The sequence below is a fragment of the Streptomyces sp. NPDC048171 genome (assembly GCF_043202655.1).
GTDB lineage: Bacteria > Actinomycetota > Actinomycetes > Streptomycetales > Streptomycetaceae > Streptomyces.
This window is the reverse complement of the sequence record NZ_JBIDAU010000006.1, coordinates 340,740-361,281: the sequence shown is the minus strand read 5'-3', so window position 1 is coordinate 361,281 and position 20,542 is coordinate 340,740. Positions and strand designations below refer to the sequence as shown.

The window sequence follows — 20,542 nt, the reverse complement described above, 5'->3', positions numbered from 1 at the left end:
ACGCAAACTCCCGAGATTCCCCCGGAACTTGTCCCAAACGCCCAACATCCGGGCGGCGACACGTAAACAGCGAGGTGCGAGGCCCGATGTTCACCACCCGACCCACCCTCCAGGGCACCTTCGGCATGGTGTCCTCCACCCACTGGCTGGCCTCGCAGTCGGCCATGGCCGTCCTCGAGGACGGGGGCAACGCCTACGACGCCGCCGTGGCCGGTGCCTTCGTGCTGCACGTCGTCGAGCCGCATCTCAACGGGCCCGCCGGGGAGGTGCCGATCCTGCTCGCGCCCGCGGGCGGCGAGGTGCGGGTGCTGTGCGGGCAGGGCGTCGCGCCCGCCGGAGCGACGGTCGCCCACTACAAGGGGCTCGGTCTGGACCTCGTACCCGGCACCGGCCCCCTGGCCGCCGCCGTGCCCGGAGCCTTCGACGCCTGGCTGCTCCTGCTGCGCGACCACGGCACCAAACCCCTGGCCGACGTGTTGAAGTACGCCATCGGCTACGCCGAACACGGGCACGCGCCCGTGGAGCGCGTCGCGGAGACCGTCGAGACCGTGCGGAACCTGTTCGAGACGGAGTGGACGACCTCGGCCGAGGTCTACCTGCCGGACGGCCGACCGCCCCGCCCCGGCGAGCTGTTCCGCAACCCCGCCCTCGCCGCCACCTGGAAGCGGCTGCTCGCCGAGGCGGCCGGCGCGGGGGACCGGGAGGCGGAGATCGACGCCGCGCGGGAGGTCTGGCGCTCCGGGTTCATCGCCGAGGCCCTCGTACGACAGGCCGAACGGCCCACCACGGACACCAGCGGAGAACGCCACACCGGCACGCTGACCGCCGCCGACCTCGCCGGCTGGTCCGCGCACTACGAGGCTCCCGCCACCTACGACTGGAACGGCTGGACCCTGTGCAAGGCCGGCCCCTGGAGCCAGGGGCCCGTCCTCCTTCAGCAGCTGGCGCTGCTCCCGCCCGAACTGCCCGCGTACGGCTCCGCCGACTACGTCCACCTGCTGGTCGAGGGCTGCAAGCTGGCCATGGCGGACCGGGAGGCCTGGTACGGCGACGCCGACGGCGCGGAGCGGGTGCCGCTCGACGACCTGCTCTCGGCCGGGTACAACGCCGAGCGGCGCGACCTCGTCGGAGACAAGGCGTCCTTCGAACTGCGGCCCGGCGCTCCGGGCGGCCGCACCCCACGGCTCAGCGCCCACGCGCTGCTGGCGGCGGACGAGGCCGAGGGCTTCGACGCCCTGGGGGTCGGCGAGCCGACGGTCGCCAAGAGCCCGGCCTCCCCGGTGCCGGGCGAACCGGAGGTCACGGGAGAGCCGGACGTCGCCGCCGACGGAGGCACCCGCGGCGACACCTGCCACCTCGACATCGTGGACCGCTGGGGCAACATGGTCTCGGCCACGCCCAGCGGCGGCTGGCTCCAGTCCAACCCCGTCGTGCCGGAACTGGGCTTCCCGCTCGGCACCCGGCTGCAGATGACCTGGCTGGAGGAGGGCCTGCCCAACTCGCTCACCCCCGGCCGCCGCCCCCGCACCACCCTCACGCCCTCCATCGCCCTGCGCGACGGCGTCCCTGTCATGGCCTTCGGCACGCCCGGCGGCGACCAGCAGGACCAGTGGCAGCTGCACTTCTTCCTGGCGGTCGCCCTGCGCGCGCGGATCCGCGGCGGCCTCGACCTCCAGGGCGCCATCGACGCGCCGAACTGGCACAACGACGGCTTCCCCGGTTCCTTCTTCCCGCGCGGCATGCGGGCCGGCAGCGTCACCGTCGAGTCCCGGATGCCGGCCGGGGTGGTGGCGGAGCTGCGGCAACGCGGGCACGACGTGACGGTGGGCGACGCCTGGTCGGAGGGCCGGCTGTGCGCCGTCGCGCGGGACCCGGAGACGGGCGTGCTGTCGGCCGCGGCGAACCCGCGCGGCATGCAGGGGTACGCGGTCGGCCGGTGACCCCCGCACCTCATGTTCGTGTCGATTCCACCCGGAGTACACCACCCGGGCGGGGATTGTCAGTGGGACGTGCTCTCATGGAGCCATGATCGAGAACAACGAAACCATCGACGAGTTTCTCGCCCGGCACGCCGACGACGTGGAGGAGGCCGTCCGCAAGGCGGCAGCCCAGGAGATCATGCCGCGCTGGCGGCGGCTCGCGGCGGACGAGGTCGACCAGAAGGCCGGCCCGCACGACCTGGTGACGGACGCCGACCGCAAGGCCGAGCTGTACCTCACCGACGCCCTCGCCGGCCTGCTGCCCGGCTCGGTCGTCGTCGGCGAGGAGGCGGTGCACGCCAACCCCGCCTCCTATGAGGCGATACGGGGCGACGCACCGGTGTGGATCGTCGACCCGGTCGACGGAACCCGGCAGTTCGTGCGCGGCGAGCGGGGCTTCTGCACCCTGGTCGCGCTCGCCCGGCACGGAGTCGTGCACGCCTCCTGGACCTACGCCGCGGCCGACGACCGGCTCGCCACCGCCGTACGGGGCCGGGGCGCGTACCTGGACGGTGAGCGGCTGTACGCGGGCGTGCCCGAGCCCGGCCGCGACCTGCGCGTCGCCACCTCCCACCCGGACTACACGACGGACGAGCAGAAGCACGACCTGCTCGGCCTGCGCACCCCGGGTGTCGCGCCGCGGGCCTGCGGCTCGGCCGGTCTGGAGTACCTCGCGGTCGCCCGCGGCGAGTCCGACGCCACCGCCTTCTCGTGGGAGGCCGCCTGGGACCACGCGGCCGGACTGCTCCTGGTCGAGGAGGCGGGCGGCGTCCACCTGACCCGTACGGGCGTACCCTTCCGCATCACCGGTGGCAATGACCTGCCGTTCACCGCGGCCCGCGACGCGGCCACGGCCCGCCGGGTGGTGGGGCTGCTGTCCGGCGAAGCCTGATCCCGGCGCCGGGGGCGCCCCGCCCCCGGCGCCCGGCGACCGGAGGCCCACCCTCGCCTCTCGCCTCCTGCCCCGCCCGCCCCACCCGCGACCGCCGACCGTCGGACCCCGGGCATATCCTGATCGGGAGTTGCCATCGGCTGACGAAGGGGTCCGAAGGTGCCGTCGATGCTCGATGCGGTCGTAGTGGGTGCGGGGCCGAACGGGCTGACCGCTGCCGTGGAGCTGGCCCGCCGGGGTTTCTCGGTCGCCGTCTTCGAAGCGCAGGGCGCGGTGGGCGGCGGGGCCCGCACCGAGGAGCTGACGCTGCCGGGCTTCCGGCACGACCCGTGCTCCGCCGCGCATCCCCTCGGCATCAATTCGCCCGCCTTCCGCGACCTCCCCCTGGAGCGGTACGGACTGGAATGGCTGCACCCCGCGCTGCCCATGGCGCACCCCTTCCTCGACGGCTCCGCCGCCGTGCTGTCCCGGTCGGTCGGCGAGACCGCCGCCTCCTTCGGGGCGCGCGACGCGGGCACGTACCGCAGGCTGGTCGAGCGCTTCCTGCCCCGGTGGGACACCCTGGCCAGGGACTTCATGTCCCTGCCGCTGACCGCGCTGCCCCGCGACCCGGTCACCCTCGCCCGGTTCGGCCTGGTCGGGCTGCCCCCGTCGACGTGGCTGATGCGCCGCTTCCGCGACGAGCGGGCCAAGACCCTCTTCGCGGGCCTCGTCGCGCACGTCATGGCCCCGCTGGGCGGGTTCGCCACCGGCGCCATCGGCCTGGTCTTCGCCCTCGCCGCGCACGCCCGCGGCTGGCCCGTGGCCCGCGGCGGCTCCCAGGCCATCTCCGACGCCCTGGCCGGACACCTCGAAGACCTCGGCGGCACCGTCCACACCGACTACGTGGTCAAGCGCCTCGACGACCTGCCGCCCGCCCGCGCCTACGTCTTCGACACCTCGCCCACCGCCCTCGCCCGCATCGCCGGCCTCGGCAACCACTACGCCGGCTACCGGTACGGACCCGGCGTCTTCAAGATCGACTACGCGCTGGACGGGCCCGTGCCGTGGACCGCCGAGGCACCGCGCCGCGCGGGCACCGTGCAGATCGGCGCCGACAGCGCGGAGATCGGCGCCGCGCTGAACGCCGCCTCCCGCGAGGGCCGCGCGCCCGACGCGCCGTTCCTCATCACCGTGCAGCCCAGCGTCGCCGACCCCACCCGCGCCCCGGCCGGCAAGCACGTCTTCTGGGCGTACGGCCACGTCCCCAACGGCTGGACCGGCGACCTGACCGACGCGATAGAACGCCAACTGGAGCGCTTCGCCCCCGGCTTCCGCGACCGCGTCCTCGCCCGCGCCACCGCCGGACCGCCCGAACTGGCCGCCCGCAACGCCAACTACGTCGGCGGCGACATCGCCTCCGGCGCGGTCTCCGGCCTCCAGCTCCTGCTCCGCCCCAAGCTCTCCCTGTCCCCGTACACCACCCCGCACCCGGCCGTCTTCATCTGCTCGTCGGCCACCCCGCCCGGCCCGGGTGTGCACGGCATGTCGGGCCACAACGCGGCCAGGGCCGTGTGGCGCAGGCTGCGGCAGACATGACGGCCCGCGGGAATCGCCGACGACCGGGAAGGGGTACCTCATGACCACCATCACCCTCGTCCAGGGCGACATCACCCGCGAGAGCGCCGACGCGATCGTCAACGCGGCCAACTCCTCCCTGCTCGGCGGAGGCGGCGTCGACGGCGCCATCCACCGGCGCGGCGGCCCCGCGATCCTCGCGGAGTGCCGGAGCCTGCGCGCCGGTCACCTCGGCAAGGGCCTCCCCACCGGCCGGGCGGTCGCCACCACCGCCGGCGACCTGGACGCGCGCTGGGTCATCCACACGGTCGGCCCGGTGTACAGCACCACCGAGGACCGCTCCGACCTCCTCGCCTCCTGCTACCGCGAGTCCCTCCACCTCGCCGACGAACTGGGCGCCCGCACCGTCGCCTTCCCGGCCATCTCCACGGGCGTCTACCGCTGGCCGATGGACGACGCGGCCCGCATCGCCGTCGAAACGGTCCGCGCCACCGGAACCTCGGTGGCAGAGGCCCGCTTCGTCCTCTTCGACGACCGCGCGTACGAGGCGTTCACGGCGCGGGTCGGCTGACCGCGCCTCCCAGCGACACCCCCACCACCAACGCCGCCGCCACCAGCCCCCCGCTCACCCACAGCGGTCCGGCCGCGCCGGCCTGGGTGTGGAGGGTCGTCGCCGCGATGACCGGACCCGTGGCCGCGCCGGTGTTGAGGGCCGCCGTCGCGTACGAGCCGGCCATGGTGGGGGCACCCGCGGCCGCGTACAGGACCCGCGTGATCAGGGTGCTGCCCACCGCGAAGGACAGGGCGCCCTGCGTGAAGACCAGGACGAGCAGCGCGGTCGGCCGGTCCGCCAGGGCGGCCATGGCCGGCCAGCCGAGGAGCAGCGGCGGGCCGCAGGCGGCGACGACCGCATCGGGGCGCCGGTCGGACAGGCGGCCGGCGACGGTGACCCCGGTGAGGGAGCCTGCGCCGAACAGGACCAGGGCCACCGTGACCCACAGTTCGCCCAGCCCCGCGGTGTCGGTCACGAGCGGTGCGAGGAAGGTGAGGCTCGCGAAGGTCGCCGCGTTCACCAGCGCGCCGAGCAGCATGACCACGAGCAGCCGCGCGTTCCCGAGCTGGGCGAGTTCCCGGCGGAGGGGCGGGCCGGCGGCAGGGTCCCGCGGTCCGGGGCGGGCCGGGACGCCGGTGAGGATGCCGACGGCCGCGGGCAGGCAGAGGGCGGCGACCGCCCAGAACGTGGCCCGCCAGTCGAGCAGCGTGCCCAGCAGCGATCCGCCGGGGACACCGGCGATCGTGGCCACCGTGGTGCCCGACAGCAGGACGGCGAGTGCGCGGCCCTTGCGGTCCGGCGGGACCAGCGCGGCGGCGGTCGTCAGGGCCACGGCGAGGAAACCGGCGTTCGCGAGCGCCGCGGCGACCCTCGTCGCGAAGAGGACGGCGAAGCTCGAAGTGACGGCGCCCGCGACGTGGGACGCCAGGAAGACCAGGACGCAGCCGAACAGGCTCGCCCGTGCGGGCAGGTCGCGGGCGAGGGCGGCCATGAGCGGCGCCCCGACGACCATGCCGACCGCGAAGGCCGAGGTGAGGGTGGACGCGGTGCCGACGCTCACGTCGAGGTCGGCGGCGATGTCCGGCAGGAGGCCGGCCAGCATGAACTCCGAGGTGCCCATGGCGAAGACGGCCACGGCGAGCAGGTACAGGGGGAGAGGCATCGAGCGGCTCCGGGGTGAGGAGAGGAACGAGGAGTCGTCTCGTCACCGCGGCCGGCCCCGACCCGAGGACGCACCCGTCAAAAGACCACCCGTCGGACCGCGGAAGGCGGTGCGACGACGGGAGTGGGGCAGCCAAGGGGCTGTGAACTGCGGACCAGTGGTTCAGGGGCCGACGGCGTGACCGAAGGCCCCCACCCTGTCCGACTCGGGGCTCGACATGGCCCGCACGCTACCCGACCGTTTCCCGAGCGGGCATCCCGGTTTCCGCGCGGCGAGCGGTCGGGTGCTCCGCCACCCCGCCCCGCACACGTCCTCACCTGGCTTGACGCTTTAATGCCTCTGATGTGCAATAACCCCGCATCGACAACAAGTGTGGGGGAGACATGACAACCCGGCGGATACGAAGTGCCGCGGTCGCGGCGGCGGTCGCCGTCGGCGTCACCGCCTGCTCCGCGCCCGGCGGTGGCGGAACGGACGACGACGCCGCCGCGGCCGAGTCCGTGGTGATCGGGGTGGGCTCCGAACCGGACACCCTCAGCCCGCTGCTCGGCTACGGCAAGGACGGCAACTCCAAGATCTTCGACGGGCTGCTCGCCCGCGACACCGACCTGAAGCTGAAGCCGGCCCTCGCGACCGCCTTGCCGAAGATCGCCGACGGCGGCCGGACCTACACGTACACCCTCCGCAAGGGCGTGAAGTTCAGCGACGGCGAACCGCTCACGGCCAAGGACGTGGTCTACACGTACCGCACCGTCCTCGACGAGAAGACGAACAACACCGCCCGCAGCGAACTCGACGCCGTCGAGGACGTCCGCGCGACCGGTGACGACACCGTCGTCTTCACGCTCAAGTACCCCTACGCCGCCTTCGCCGACCGCACGGTGCTGCCCGTCGTCCCCGAACACGTGGCGGGCGGGCAGGACCCCAACACCGGTGACTTCAACACCAGGCCCGTCGGCACCGGGCCGTACGTGCTCTCCAACTGGAGCAAGGGCGAGAAGCTCGCCTTCAAGGCCAACCCGCACTACTGGGGCGACAAGCCCACCGTGAAGTCGTTCACCATGGCGGTCATCGCCGACGACAACGTGCGCGCCACCCGGCTGCGCTCCGGCGACCTCGACGGCGCCGTCCTGCCGCCCAACCTTGCCGCCACCTTCAAGAACGACGAGGGCAGGCGCACCTACGAGGCCCGGTCCTACGACTTCCGGGCCGTCACCCTGCCCACCTCGGGCAAGGTCACCGGAGACCGCGCGATCCGGCGGGCCCTGGACGCCGCCGTGGACCGCCGGGCCATGGTCGACAAGATCCTCGACGGCGCGGGCCGCCCGGCGTACGGGCCGCTGCCCGTCGACGACCCCTGGTACGAGCGCGGCATCGAGCGCCCGCACGACCTCGCCAAGGCCGAGCGCGTCCTGGACCAGGCCGGCTGGAAGGCCGGTTCCGGCGGCATCCGCGCCAAGGACGGACAGCGCGCCTCGTTCACCCTGTACTACCCCTCGGGCGACAAGGTCCGCCAGGACCACGCGCTCGCCTACGCCTCCGACGCCAAGAAGGCCGGCATCGAGGTGAAGGTGGAGGGCGCCACCTGGGAGGTCATCGAGCCGCGCATGGGACGCGACGCCGTCCTCGCGGGCTTCGGCAGCGTCGGCGACCCCGACTTCGGCCTCTACACCCTGCTGCACTCCTCGCTCGCCGGCGACGGCTTCAACAACATGGCCCACTACGACAACCCGGCCGTGGACCAGGCCCTCGACACCGGCCGCCGCACCCAGGACGCCAAGGACCGCGCCGCCGCCTACGACAAGCTCCAGAATGCCCTCGTGGAGAACCCGGGCTACACCTTCCTCACCCACATCGACCACCTGTACGTCCTCGCCGACCGCTGGGACGGCCTGACCACCCAACTGGAGCCGCACGAGCACGGCTTCGCCAGCGGGCCCTGGTGGAACATCGAGGACTGGCAGCCCAAGAAGTGACCCGGTTTTCCCGGCGCGTGCCCTGGGGAGCGATGGCACGGCTGGCGGGGCGGCGGGCGCTGTTCGCCGCCCCCGTCGTCCTCGTCGTCACCTTCGGTGTGTTCGCGATCGCCGCCGCCTCCCCCTTCGACCCCGTCAAGGCGTACGCCGGCACCGCCGCGCTCGGCGCCGACCAGGAGACCCTGGACCGGCTGCGGGAGAACCTCGGCGTCGACCAGTCGTTCGTGGTCCGCTGGTGGAACTGGCTGACCTCCGCGCTCACCGGCGACCTCGGCCACTCCGGGGTGATGCGCCAGCCGGTGACCCAGGTCATCGGCGAACGCCTCGTCTGGTCCGCCCTGCTGTGCGCCGTCGCCTTCGCCGCCGCCGTCCTGGCCGGCACGGTCCTCGGCGTACTGGCCGCCCGCCGCCCCGGTTCGATGCTCGACCGGGCGGTCACCTCACTCGCGTACACCCTGGAGGCGGCACCGGTCTTCTGGATCGCGCTGCTCGCCGTGTGGCTGTTCGCCCTCCAGTGGGACGTCCTGCCGGCCGGCGGGCTGACCGACACCGCCAGCGAGCGGGTCACCCCCGGCCAGGTCGCGAGCCACGTCGCGCTGCCCGCGGGTGTGCTCGCCGTCTCCCAACTCCCGTGGTTCACGCTGTACGTGCGCCAAGGCGTCGGCGACGCCCTCGCGGAGGACCCGGTGCGCGGCGCCCGCGCCCGCGGCCTGGGGGAGCGCACCGTCCTGCTCGGGCACGCCCTGCGCTCGGGACTGCTGCCGGTGCTCACCCTGATCGGCTCGCGCGTTCCCGAACTCATCACCGGCGCCCTGCTGGTGGAGAGCGTCTTCAGCTGGCCGGGAATCGCCGCGGCCACCGTCGAGGCGGCCACTGCCGTCGACTTCCCGCTGCTGGCCGCCCTGACCACCCTCGCCACCGCCGCCGTACTCGCCGGCAACCTGCTCGCCGACCTGCTCTACGGACTGTTCGACCCGAGGGTGAAGCTCAGTGACATGTGACCCCGCCGCGCCGCCACCCACCGTGCCCGCGCCCACCCCGGCGCCCGACCCCGCCTGGCGCTCCCAGGGCACCGCCCGCCGCTCCACCCGCACCCTGCGCCTGCGCACCTCCGCCGCGCTGCTCGCCCTGACCGTCCTCGCCGTGCTCCTCGTGCCGCCGCTAGTCCAGCTCGACCAGCAGGCCGTCGACCTCGCGGCGAAGCTGCGGCCACCGAGCCGGCAGCACCCCTTCGGCACCGACGACGTCGGCCGCGACCTGCTGCTGCGCTGCGTGTACGGACTGCGTGTCTCCCTGCTGGTCGGGGTGGCTGCGGCGCTGACGGCGACGGTCGTCGGCACCGCCGTGGGCGCCACCGCCGGGGCGCTGGGCGGCTGGGTCGACCGCGGCGTGATGCGGGTCGTCGACACCATCTCCTCCGTGCCCCACCTGCTGCTGGGCATCTTCATCGTGGCGATGTTCCGGCCGGGCGTCTGGCCGGTGGTGGCCTCCGTCGCGCTCACCCACTGGCTGTCCACCGCGCGCATCGTCCGCGCCGAGGTGCTGTCCCTGCGCTCACGCCCCTACGTCGACGCGGCCGTCTCCGGTGGCGCCTCCCGGTGGCGGGTGGCCGTACGGCATCTGCTGCCCGGCGTGCTGCCCCAGGCCGCGCTCGCCGCCGTCCTGATGGTGCCGCACGCCATGTGGCACGAGTCGGCGCTGTCCTTCCTCGGGCTCGGGCTGCCCACGCACACCGCCAGCCTCGGCAACCTGATCCAGGAGGCGCGCGGTTCGCTGCTCGCCGGGCAGTGGTGGCCGACCCTCTTCCCGGGACTGTTCATCATCGTGCCCACCCTCGCGGTCGCCGGACTCGCGGGCGCCTGGCGGGAGCGGATCAACCCCCGCCGCCGATCGGAGCTGATGCTGTGACCGAGCGAGCCCCCGTGCTGTCGGTACGCGGTCTGTCGGTGCGCTTCCTGATGCCCGGCGGGCGCCGCGTCGCCGCCGTGACCGACGCCCACTTCGACGTGGCGGCCGGCGAGTGCCTGGCCCTGATCGGCGAGAGCGGCTGCGGCAAGTCCGTCCTCGCCTCCGCCCTGCTCGGCCTGCTGCCCGGCAACGCGCAGACCGCCGGCGCCGCCCTGCTCGGCGACCTGGACCTGCTCGCCACCGACGAGCGCACCTTCGCCCGTACCGTGCGGGGCCGGCTGGTCGGCCTCGTCCCGCAGAGCCCGGCCGCCCACCTCACCCCCGTGCGCACCATCCGCTCCCAGCTGGAGGAGACGGTCGCCGAACTCACCGGCGTCCGTGGCCGCGCGGCCCTGCGCAAGGCCGCCGAGGCCGCCGCCGGACGCGCCGCGTTCCCCGTGGACCACCTCGACCACCACCCGCACGAACTCTCCGGCGGCCTCGCCCAGCGCGCCGCCACCGCCCTCGCCCTGGTCGGCGACGCCCCGCTGCTGCTGGCCGACGAGCCCACCACCGGACTCGACCGGGACCTGGTCGACCGCACCGTCGACGAGCTGAGGCGACATGTCGACAACAAGGCGGATGGCGAGGGTCGTGCCCTGCTGATGATCACCCATGACCTGGCCGCCGCCGAGCGCGTCGCCGACCGGATCGCCGTGATGTACGCGGGCCGGATCGTCGAACTCGCCGACGCCACCGACTTCTTCGGCGCCCCCGGCCCCCGCCACCCTTACGGCCGGGGCCTGCTCGACGCGCTGCCCGACCGCGCCTTCACCCCGATCCCCGGCCTGCCGCCCGAGCTCGGCGCCCTCCCCGGCGGCTGCGCCTTCGCCGCACGCTGCGACCGGGCGACCGACGCCTGCGCCGTCCTGCCGCCGCTGACCGGCACGGTCGCCTGCCACCACCCCCACGCCGCGCTCCCGGAGGCCGCCGACCGTGCTTGAACTGCGCACCGTGACCGCCGGATACGCCCGCAACGCGCCCGTCTTCCGGGACGTCACCCTCTCCGTCGCGCCGGGGGAGGCCGTCGGACTGCTCGGCCCCAGCGGCTGCGGCAAGTCCACCCTCGCCCGGGTCGCCGCCCTGCTGCACCAGCCCGAGGCCGGCGCCCTGGTCGTCGACGGCACGCCCGTGCGGCGCTGGCGCCACCGCGCCCCGCGCGAGCGCCGCACCGCCTTCGGTGTCGTCTTCCAGCAGGCCCGGCTCTCCGCGGACCCCCGGCTGACCCTCGCCGACCTGATCGCCGAACCGCTGCGGGCCACCGGCCGGCGCGCGGACGCCGCCGTCCGGGTCGCCGAACTGGCCGCCACCGTCGGACTGACCACCGACCTGCTGACCAGGCGCCCGCACGAGGTCAGCGACGGCCAGTTGCAGCGCGCCTGCCTGGCCCGCGCCCTGGTGCTGCGCCCGCGCTGGCTGGTGTGCGACGAGATGACAGCGATGCTCGACGCCTCGACCACGGCCGCCCTGGTGCGGGTCGTGGAGGACTACCGGGCCGCCACCGGCGCCGGGCTGCTGGCCGTCGGCCACGACCGAGTCCTCCTGGACCGCTGGTGCGACCGCACCGTCGAGTGGGACACCCTCACGCGCCCCCTGAGCCCCGGCCTCTCGCTCAGGAACCAACAGAGTCCGACGGGATAATTGATTCGGTTGTGTTCGGGTCCTAGGGTGACCTTGACTCAGTAGTCGCCGCGTCACCGGCAGTTGTGAACCATCCCAATGTCAACTGCTTCCACAGCACCGTGTGTTGAGCCGCCCCCGAAGCCCACGGAAGGCCACGGTCATGCCGCACTCGCCCGTGTCACCCACCGGATCCCCGGCCCGCCTGCCCCGCCCCGTCGTCAGCCGCCGCCGTCTCATGGAGGGCGGTGCCGCCGTCCTCGGCGCGCTCGCCCTGTCCGCGTCGCCCGCCGGAGCGCACGCGGCCGGGCGGCGGCCGCAGCCCGCGGCGCCCCCGGAGTGGAACGACTTCGGCGTCTTCCGGCTCGGGACCGAGCCCCCGCACACCACGCTCATGCCGTACCAGGACGTCGAGCAGGCCCTCGCCGCCGACCGCACCCGCTCGCCCCACCGGCTCAGCCTGGACGGCACCTGGAAGTTCGCCTACGCCGACCGCCCCGAGGAGCGGGACACCGACTTCCACCGCACCGACACCGACGACGGCGACTGGGAGACGATCCCCGTCCCGTCCGTCTGGCAGCTGCACGGCCACGACTTCCCGATCTACCTCAACATCACCTACCCGTACTGGGGCCCCAACGGCCTCGGCGAGGACCCGCAGCCGCCCACCGCGCCGACCCGCTACAACCCCGTCGGCCAGTACCGGCGCACCTTCACCGTCCCCCGCGACTGGACGGGCCGCCGCACCTTCCTCCACTTCGAGGGCGTCAAGTCCGCCCACTACGTGTGGATCAACGGCGAACTGGTCGGCTACGACGAGGACTCCTACACCCCCTCCGAGTACGACATCACCGACCACCTGAAGCCCGGCACCAACCAGATCGCGGTGGAGGTCTACCGCTACGCCGACGGCGACTGGCTGGAGGACCAGGACATGATCCGGCTGAGCGGCATCTTCCGCTCGGTCTACCTCTACTCCACCCCGGCCGTGCACGTGCGCGACTTCAAGCTCGACACCCCGCTGAACGACACGTACACCGCCGCCGAGCTGGCCGTCACCGCGAGCGTGCGGGCGTACGGCGACGGCGCCACCGGCCGCTACACCGTCGAGACCCAGCTCTACGACGCGCGCGGCCACGCCGTGTGGTCCCGGCCCCTCCAGCAGTCCGCCGACCTCGGCTCGGCCGGCCCCCGCGAGGACGTCACCGTACGGGCCGCCAAGGCGGTGCCGGAGCCCCGGCTCTGGTCGGCCGAGCAGCCGTACCTGTATACGGCGGTGCTGCGGCTGCGAGACCCGGCGGGCAAGGTGGTCGAGACCCTGTCGCACCGGATCGGCCTGCGCGAGTTCGCGCTCAAGGACGGGCTGATGCGGATCAACGGCCGGCCCGTCTCCTTCCGCGGCACCAACCGGCACGAGATGCACCCGTCCCGCGGCACGGCGCTCACCCGCGAGGACATGGTCGAGGACGCCAAGATCATCAAGCGGATGAACATGAACAGCGTCCGCACCTCGCACTACCCCAACAACCCGTACTGGCTGGAACTGGCCGACGAGTACGGCCTCTACCTCGTCGACGAGACCAACCTGGAGACCCACGGCATCCGTGACGAGTACCCCGGCGACCACCCCGACTGGACCGAGGCGTGCGTGGCCCGCGCCCAGAACATGGTCCACCGCGACAAGAACCACGCCTCGGTCGTCATCTGGTCGCTCGGCAACGAGGCGGGCGGCGGCAGCACCTTCACCGCCATGCACGACTGGATCCGCTCCTACGACCCCACCCGCGTCATCCAGTACGAGGGCGACGACCGCCCCGGCATCAGCGACATCCGCTCCGAGATGTACGACACCCCGCAGCGCGTCGAGCAGCGCGCCCGGGACACCTCCGACACCCGGCCGTACGTCATGATCGAGTACGCCCACTCGATGGGGAACTCCACCGGCAACTTCAAGAAGTACTGGGACGTCGTACGCGCCCACGACGTGCTGCAGGGCGGCTGGATCTGGGACTTCGTCGACCAGTCCCTGTACACCCCGGTCCCCGCCCGCACCCTGCTCACCGAGTCCGGACCCGCCGCACTGCGCGGCGAGATCCTGGCCACCCGCGGCGCGCTCGACCGGGACGAGGGCCTGTCCGGCATCACGGTCTTCGAGCGCGACGACAGCCTCGACCTCCGCGACTCCCTGACCCTGGAAGCCTGGATCACCCCGCACGTGACCGGCTACCACCAGCCGCTCATCGCCAAGGGCGACACCCAGTACGCACTCAAGCAGAACGACCGGAAGCTGGAGTTCTTCATCCACTCCGACGGCCAGTGGATCACCGCCAACTGGGACGTGCCCGACGACTGGACCGGCCGCGAACACCACCTCGCCGGCGTCTTCGACGCGGACGCCGGAACGCTGACCCTCTACGTCGACGGCGTGGTCCGGGCCACCCGCACCACCGACCGGCGCCCCAGTGGCAACACCGCGCCCCTCGCCCTCGCCACCGACGCCGACGCGCAGACCCGCGAGTTCAGCGGCCGGATCCGCCGCGCCCGCGTCTACGCCCGGGCGCTCTCCGCCGGCGAACTCGCCCGGGACGACCGCGGTCCGAAGGACGACGGCGTGCGGTTCTGGTTCGACGCCGCCACGGTGCGGACCGAGCGGAAGCGGCCCCGGGAGAAGACGTTCCTCGCGTACGGCGGCGACTGGGGCGACAACCCCAACGACGGCGCCTTCGTGGCCGACGGCATCGTCACCGCCGACCGCGGCCACACCGGCAAGGCCGCCGAGGTCAAGCGCGTCTACCAGGCGATCCACGCCACCCGCCGGCCCGGCGGCGACCCCGGCGCGGTGACCCTCACCAACGAGTACCTCTTCACCGGCCTGCGCGAGTTCGACGGCCGGTGGGAGCTCGTCGCCGACGGCCGGGTGGTGCGGCGCGGAAGGCTGACCCGGGACCAGCTCGACGTGGCGCCCGGGGCCGCCAAGGACATCACCGTCCCCGTCCGCCTCCCCGACGGCGCGGACGACGGCACCGAGTACTTCCTGGAGCTGTCCTTCACCACCAAGGACTCCACGCCGTGGGCGAAGGCGGGCTTCGAGGTGGCCCGCCAGCAGCTCCCCGCCGGCCCCGAAGCCCCCGCGACGGCCCCCGTACGGCTCGCGAGCGTCCCGTCCCTGCGCCACGACGACCGCGACAAGGACGTGCGCGTCCGCGGCAAGGACTTCTCCGTCACCGTCGACAAGCGCACCGGCACCATCACCTCCTTCGAGGCCAAGGGCACCCGGCTGCTCACCTCGGGACCCGCGCCCAACTTCTGGCGGGCGCCCACCGACAACGACAAGGGCAACGGCCAGCACACCCGCAACCAGACCTGGCGCGACGCCGGCGCCCGCCGCGCGGTCACCGACGTGGCCGTGCGGCCGGTGGGCGACCGCGCCGTCGAGATCAAGGTCAGCGGCACCCTGCCCACCACGGTGGAGTCGACGTACACCACCACCTACACGGTGTTCGGCAACGGCGAGATCAAGGTCGACAACACCCTGCACCCGGGCGCCGCGACCCTGCCCTACATCCCCGAGATCGGCACCCTGCTCTTCCTGCCGGGCCGCCTGGACCGCCTGCACTACTACGGGCGCGGCCCCGAGGAGAACCACTGGGACCGCAACACCGGCACCGACGTCGGCCTCTACTCCGGCACCGTCGCCGAGCAGTGGACCCCCTACATCCGCCCGCAGGAGAACGGCAACAAGACCGACGTCCGCTGGATCGCCCTCACCGACCGCCACGGGGTGGGCCTGCTCGCGTCCGGCGAACCGCTGCTGGAGGCCAACGCCTCGCACTTCACGCCGGAGGACCTGTCGGCGGGTGTCCGGCACGACTACCAGCTGACGCCGCGGGACGAGGTGGTCCTGCGCCTCAACCACCGCCAGATGGGAGTCGGCGGTGACAACAGCTGGGGCGCGCACACGCACGACGAGTTCAAGCTGTTCGCCGACCGGGACTACGCCTACACGTACCGGCTGCGCCCGCTGACGGACGTGAAGACGGCGACGGCGGCCTCGCGGCGGCCCACGGCCACCGAGTAACCGGGGACGAACGGGGAGCCCGGGGCAACCGGGCTCCCCCTCCCCACGGTGATCCGGGCAGGCCCAGCAAGCACGAGGTCCATGTCGGATTCTCGCCAGCACCTGCCCCGCCGGTGGACCATCCTGGAGCCATGCAGACGGGAATGCACACCGACACCGAGCGCTGCGTGCGCGCCGTCCGGTCCAAGGACGCGCGGTTCGACGGCTGGTTCTTCACGGCCGTCCTGACCACCCGCATCTACTGCCGGCCCAGCTGCCCGGTGGTGCCGCCCAAGCCCCGGAACATGACCTTCTACCCGAGCGCGGCGGCCTGCCAGCAGGCCGGATTCCGGGCGTGCAAACGCTGCCGCCCGGACACCAGCCCCGGCTCCCCGGAGTGGAACCAGCGGGCCGACCTCACCGCCCGCGCCATGCGGCTGATCGCCGACGGCGTCGTGGACCGCGAGGGCGTGCCCGGCCTCGCCGCGCGCCTCGGCTACAGCACCCGGCAGGTCGAACGCCAGCTCCTCGCCGAGCTGGGCGCCGGCCCGCTCGCGCTCGCCCGTGCGCAGCGCGCCCAGACCGCCCGGGTGCTGATCGAGACCACCCCGCTGCCCATGGCGGACGTCGCCTTCGCGGCCGGTTTCGCCTCCGTGCGCACCTTCAACGACACCGTCCGCGAGGTCTTCGCGCTCTCCCCGAGCGAACTGCGCACCCGCGCCCCGAAGCACCGCGTCGCCGGCACCACCCCCGGCACCCTCGCCCTCCGCCTCCCCTTCCGCACCCCCCTCAACCCCGACAACCTCTTCGGCCACCTCGCGGCCACCGCCGTACCCGGGGTGGAGGAGTGGCGGGACGGCGCCTACCGCCGCACCCTGCGCCTCCCGTACGGTCACGGCATCGTGGCCCTCACCCCCGGCCCCGACCACATCGCCTGCCGCCTCACCCTCGGCGACCCGCGCGACCTCACCGTCGCCATCAGCCGCTGCCGCCGCCTGCTCGACCTGGACGCGGACCCGACGGCGATCGACGGCCAACTGCGCTCCGACCCGCTGCTCGCACCGCTCGTCGACAAGGCGCCCGGACGCCGCGTGCCGCGCACGGTGGACGAGGCGGAGTTCGCGGTCCGGGCGGTACTCGGCCAGCAGGTCTCCACCGCCGCCGCCCGCACCCACGCCGCCCGCCTGGTCACGGCGCACGGCGACCCGGTCGACGACCCGGAGGGCGGCCTCACCCACCTCTTCCCGTCCACGGCCGCACTGGCGGCGGTGGACCCGCAGACCCTGGCGATGCCGGGCACCCGCCGCACGACCTTCACCACCCTGGTCGCCCACCTGGCCGACGGCTCGGTCAACCTGGGCGTCGAGTGCGACTGGTCCGAGACCCGCGCCCGGCTCCTGGCCCTGCCCGGCTTCGGCCCCTGGACCGCCGACGTCATCGCCATGCGCGCCCTCGGCGACCCCGACGCCTTCCTCCCCACCGACCTCGGCATCCGCCGCGCCGCGGGGGAACTGGGCCTGCCCTCCACCCCGGCGGCGCTCACCGCCCGCGCGGCGTCCTGGCGGCCCTGGCGGGCGTACGCCGTCCAGTACCTGTGGGCGACCGACAGCCACCCGATCAACTTCCTGCCCGTGTAACGACGACCCGTGGGAACCGGACCCGTGAAACAGCACACCAAGAATCAGCACACCGTGAAGCAGCACACCGTGATCGACAGCCCGTACGGAGCCCTCACCCTCGTGGCCGAGGACGGCGTCCTGTGCGGCCTCTACATGACCGACCAGCGCCACCGCCCGCCGGAGGAGACCTTCGGAACGCCCGACGACGCGCCGTTCGCGCAGGCGGAGGACGAACTGACCGCGTACTTCGACGGCAGGCTCACCGACTTCACCCTCGACCTGCGTTTGAACGGCACCCCGTTCCAGCGCACGGTCTGGGACCGACTCCGCTCCATCCCCTACGGCGAGACCCGCACCTACGGCGAACTCGCCGACGCCCTCGGCAACCCGGCCGCCTCCCGGGCCGTGGGCCTCGCCAACGGCCGCAACCCGATCGGCATCATCGTCCCCTGCCACCGCGTCATCGGCGCGAGCGGCAGCCTCACCGGCTACGGCGGCGGCCTGGAACGCAAGCGCCGGCTGCTGGACTTCGAACGGGGCACGGCGGGACCGGCGCCGTTGTTCTAGGGCGCCGCTGTTCCAGGCCCTAACCCAGCCCCCGCAGCAGCTCGGGCAGGGCCGTGCCGATCGGTGCCCGGACCACCTCGTCGGCCATGTCGTCGTACGGCGTCGGTTCCGCGTTGACGATGACCAGCCGGGCGCCGTGGTCGGCGGCCACGCCGGCCAGCCCGGCGGCGGGCTGCACCTGGAGGCTGGTGCCGACGGCGACGAACACCTGGCAGGCCTTGCTGATGGCGAGCGCCTCACCCATCACCATCGGGTCGAGGCGCTCACCGAACATCACGGTCGCCGACTTCAGGATCCCGCCGCACTCCAGGCACGGCGGGTCGTCCTCACCGGCGTCGACCCGGGCGAGCGCGTCCGCCATCGGTCCGCGGACCCGGCAGCCGGTGCACACGTAGCTCAACGCGGTGCCGTGCAGTTCGAGGACCTTGCGGGCGGAGAGCCCGGCGAGCTGGTGCAGGCCGTCGACGTTCTGCGTGATCACGCGGACCGGGACCCCCGAACGCTCCAGCTCGGCCACCGCCCGGTGCGCCGCGTTCGGCTCGGCGCCCAGCGTCCGGTTCGCCCGCCGCATCAGCCAGGAGCGGCGGCGGATCTCCGGATCGCCCATGTAGTACTCGTACGTGACGAGCTTCTCGGCCTCCGGGTCGCGCCGCCACAGCCCGTTCGGGCCGCGGTAGTCCGGGATGCCGGAGTCGGTCGAGACGCCGGCCCCGCTGAGGATGGCGACGAGCGGCTTGCTGGTCATGCGGTCGAGGGTAGGGCGGCCACGGTCCGCCCGGCGAACGGTTATCGGCCGACCCGGACGCCGTTCTCCAGCTCCGCCGGGCCCGTTCCGTCCGCCAGTGCGTCCAGCGCGGCCAGGACCCGGCCGTGCAGTGTCCCGAGCAGGTGGGTGCCCAGTTCGCCGCGCGGCACCAGCCGCCACGACAGCAGTTCCTCCTCCTGGAGCCTGATCGCCTTCAGGTCGTCCTCGGAGAGCACCCCGCCGTCGTACAGGTACGCCACGATCGGCGGGCGGCCCGTCCCGCCCACCCAGTCCACCGCGAGCAGCCGGCCGAGCCGGACGTCGAGACCGATCTCCTCCAGGGTCTCCCGCCAGGCGCCCTGCCGCGGGGTCTCCCCGTCGTCGGACTCGATGGTCCCGCCGGGCAGCGCCCATCCCTCGCGGTAGTTCGGCTCGACGAGCAGCACCCGTCCCTCGGTGTCCCGGAAGAGCGCGGCGGCACCGGCGAGGACACGGGGGAGACCGGCGATGTAGGTGGCGTAGTCAGCAGTGGTCATCCCGAAAGCGTAGCGAGAGCCGGGCCCGCCCCCGGCGCGGTCGTTCCAGGGTGCGGGCAGGGCATGACGACGCGGGTGTCCTCCGGTTATGGTCGCAGCGGCGCGACTGCCTTGACGTGCGCAAGGCTCGGAGAGCAAGGGGAGATCAAGGTGGCTGACGCTGCTGTGGACGGGGCCCGTCGGGTGCTCGTCGCCGCGGACAAGTTCAAGGGGTCGCTGACGGCCGTGGAGGTCGCCGAGCGGGTGACGGCCGGGCTGCGCCGTGTCGTGCCGGACGTCCGGGTCGAGGCGCTGCCCGTGGCCGACGGCGGCGACGGCACCGTGGCCGCGGCGGTCGCGGCCGGGTTCGAGCGCCGTGAGGTGCGGGTCGCCGGGCCCCTCGGTGACGAGGTGACGGCGGCGTTCGCGCTGCGCGAGGACACCGCGGTCGTGGAGATGGCCGAGGCCAGCGGCTTGCAGCGGCTGCCCGAGGGCGTCCTCGCGCCGCTGACCGCCTCCACGTACGGCTCGGGCGAGCTGCTGCGGGCCGCGCTGGACGCGGGGGCCCGGACGATCGTGTTCGGGGTCGGCGGCAGTGCGACCACGGATGGCGGTGCCGGGATGCTCGCCGCGCTGGGCGCGCGGTTCCTGGACACGGACGGCGGGCCGGTCGCGCCGGGCGGGGGCGGTCTCGCCTCTCTGGCCTCGGCCGACCTGTCGAACCTCGACCCGCGGCTCTCCGACGTCGAGCTGGTGCTCGCGAGCGACGTCGACAATCCGCTGACCGGGCCGAAGGGTGCCCCGGCGGTCTACGGTCCGCAGAAGGGTGCGTCGCCGGAGGACGTGGCGGCCCTGGACGCGGCCCTCGCGCACTTCGCGAAGGTACTGGCCCAGACGGACAGCGTGGGCGCGCGGGCCGCCGAGTACGCGGCGTCGCCTGGGGCCGGTGCGGCGGGCGGCATCGGATACGGTGCGCTGCTGCTCGGGGCGCGGTTCCGGCCCGGCATCGAGGTGATGCTGGACGTGCTGGGCTTCGCGCCGGCGCTGGAGCGGGCCGACCTGGTGGTCACGGGCGAGGGCTCGCTGGACGAGCAGACCCTGCACGGCAAGGCCCCGGCGGGCGTCGCCGCGGCGGCACGGGCCGCGGGCAAGGAGGTCGTCGCGGTGTGCGGGCGGCTGGCACTGCCCGCGGACGCACTGGGGCGGGCCGGCATTCGCCGGGCGTACCCGCTGACGGCCGTGGAACCGGACGTGGAGAAGTGCATTGCCGATGCCGGGCCGATCCTGGAGCGGGTGGCGGAGGGCATCGCCAGGGACTTCCTGAGCTGAGTCCGCTCCCGCCCTGGGGGCTTC

16 protein-coding genes are annotated in these 20,542 nt (G+C 73.8%); 13 read left to right on the top strand and 3 right to left on the bottom strand.

The window, feature by feature from the left end:
* The first annotated feature begins 86 nt into the window (after positions 1-86).
* From ACGF3J_RS19065 to ACGF3J_RS19050, 4 genes are all read left to right on the top strand, one after another.
* Complete coding sequence (locus ACGF3J_RS19065) at positions 87-1,940, top strand: gamma-glutamyltransferase family protein (RefSeq protein ID WP_393854361.1); 1,854 nt, start codon at positions 87-89, stop codon at positions 1,938-1,940.
* 85 nt (positions 1,941-2,025) lie between these two features.
* Positions 2,026-2,871 (top strand): inositol monophosphatase family protein, encoded by an 846-nt coding sequence (locus tag ACGF3J_RS19060; RefSeq protein ID WP_393854360.1) that lies wholly within the window; start codon positions 2,026-2,028, stop codon positions 2,869-2,871.
* A 168-nt stretch (positions 2,872-3,039) separates the two neighbouring features.
* Entirely contained in the window at positions 3,040-4,449 is a 1,410-nt protein-coding gene (locus tag ACGF3J_RS19055; RefSeq protein WP_393854359.1) for a phytoene desaturase family protein, read from the top strand.
* A gap of 40 nt (positions 4,450-4,489) precedes the next feature.
* Positions 4,490-4,999 carry an O-acetyl-ADP-ribose deacetylase gene (locus ACGF3J_RS19050; protein ID WP_161326532.1) on the top strand — a complete coding sequence of 170 codons (510 nt, stop codon included), beginning with the start codon at positions 4,490-4,492 and terminating at the stop codon, positions 4,997-4,999.
* Here the strand turns inward: ACGF3J_RS19050 and ACGF3J_RS19045 are convergent.
* Positions 4,980-6,143 (bottom strand): Cmx/CmrA family chloramphenicol efflux MFS transporter, encoded by a 1,164-nt coding sequence (locus ACGF3J_RS19045; protein ID WP_393854358.1) that lies wholly within the window; start codon positions 6,141-6,143, stop codon positions 4,980-4,982. The two genes, ACGF3J_RS19050 and ACGF3J_RS19045, sit on opposite strands and share 20 nt — an antisense overlap.
* 383 nt (positions 6,144-6,526) lie before the next feature.
* On the opposite strand from ACGF3J_RS19045, the gene ACGF3J_RS19040 reads away from it, so the two are divergent.
* The 8 genes from ACGF3J_RS19040 (at position 6,527) to ACGF3J_RS19005 (ending at position 17,929) form a co-directional block, all read left to right on the top strand.
* Positions 6,527-8,119, top strand: a complete 1,593-nt coding sequence (locus ACGF3J_RS19040) for an ABC transporter substrate-binding protein (RefSeq protein WP_393854357.1) — start codon at positions 6,527-6,529, stop codon at positions 8,117-8,119.
* 32 nt (positions 8,120-8,151) lie between these two features.
* On the top strand, positions 8,152-9,120 hold the full coding sequence (locus ACGF3J_RS19035) for an ABC transporter permease (protein ID WP_393854356.1): 969 nt from the start codon (positions 8,152-8,154) through the stop codon (positions 9,118-9,120).
* A gap of 22 nt (positions 9,121-9,142) precedes the next feature.
* A complete protein-coding gene (locus tag ACGF3J_RS19030; RefSeq protein WP_393854426.1) occupies positions 9,143-10,027 on the top strand; it encodes an ABC transporter permease in 885 nt (294 codons plus the stop codon).
* Entirely contained in the window at positions 10,024-11,010 is a 987-nt protein-coding gene (locus ACGF3J_RS19025) for an ABC transporter ATP-binding protein (RefSeq protein WP_161326536.1), read from the top strand. The genes ACGF3J_RS19030 and ACGF3J_RS19025 overlap by 4 nt, the downstream gene beginning before the upstream one ends.
* Entirely contained in the window at positions 11,003-11,707 is a 705-nt protein-coding gene (locus ACGF3J_RS19020; protein ID WP_161326537.1) for an ATP-binding cassette domain-containing protein, read from the top strand. Before ACGF3J_RS19025 ends, ACGF3J_RS19020 begins: the two co-directional genes overlap by 8 nt.
* 142 nt (positions 11,708-11,849) lie before the next feature.
* Positions 11,850-15,764 (top strand): glycoside hydrolase family 2 TIM barrel-domain containing protein, encoded by a 3,915-nt coding sequence (locus ACGF3J_RS19015; protein WP_393854355.1) that lies wholly within the window; start codon positions 11,850-11,852, stop codon positions 15,762-15,764.
* A 131-nt stretch (positions 15,765-15,895) separates the two neighbouring features.
* On the top strand, positions 15,896-17,380 hold the full coding sequence (locus ACGF3J_RS19010) for an AlkA N-terminal domain-containing protein (RefSeq protein ID WP_393854354.1): 1,485 nt from the start codon (positions 15,896-15,898) through the stop codon (positions 17,378-17,380).
* 54 nt (positions 17,381-17,434) lie between these two features.
* The gene (locus ACGF3J_RS19005) at positions 17,435-17,929 is read left to right on the top strand and encodes a methylated-DNA--[protein]-cysteine S-methyltransferase (RefSeq protein WP_393854353.1); all 495 of its coding nucleotides are present in this window, start codon (positions 17,435-17,437) and stop codon (positions 17,927-17,929) included.
* A gap of 19 nt (positions 17,930-17,948) precedes the next feature.
* On the opposite strand, the gene ACGF3J_RS19000 is transcribed toward ACGF3J_RS19005, so the two are convergent.
* Together ACGF3J_RS19000 and ACGF3J_RS18995 are read right to left on the bottom strand one after the other, a co-directional pair.
* On the bottom strand, positions 17,949-18,674 hold the full coding sequence (locus ACGF3J_RS19000) for an NAD-dependent deacetylase (protein WP_393854352.1): 726 nt from the start codon (positions 18,672-18,674) through the stop codon (positions 17,949-17,951).
* A 41-nt stretch (positions 18,675-18,715) separates the two neighbouring features.
* Complete coding sequence (locus ACGF3J_RS18995) at positions 18,716-19,210, bottom strand: NUDIX domain-containing protein (protein ID WP_393854351.1); 495 nt, start codon at positions 19,208-19,210, stop codon at positions 18,716-18,718.
* Between the two features lie 183 nt (positions 19,211-19,393).
* Here ACGF3J_RS18995 and ACGF3J_RS18990 point away from each other — a divergent pair, with 183 nt between their 5' ends.
* The gene (locus ACGF3J_RS18990) at positions 19,394-20,518 is read left to right on the top strand and encodes a glycerate kinase (RefSeq protein WP_346346152.1); all 1,125 of its coding nucleotides are present in this window, start codon (positions 19,394-19,396) and stop codon (positions 20,516-20,518) included.
* The last annotated feature ends 24 nt before the right edge of the window (positions 20,519-20,542 follow it).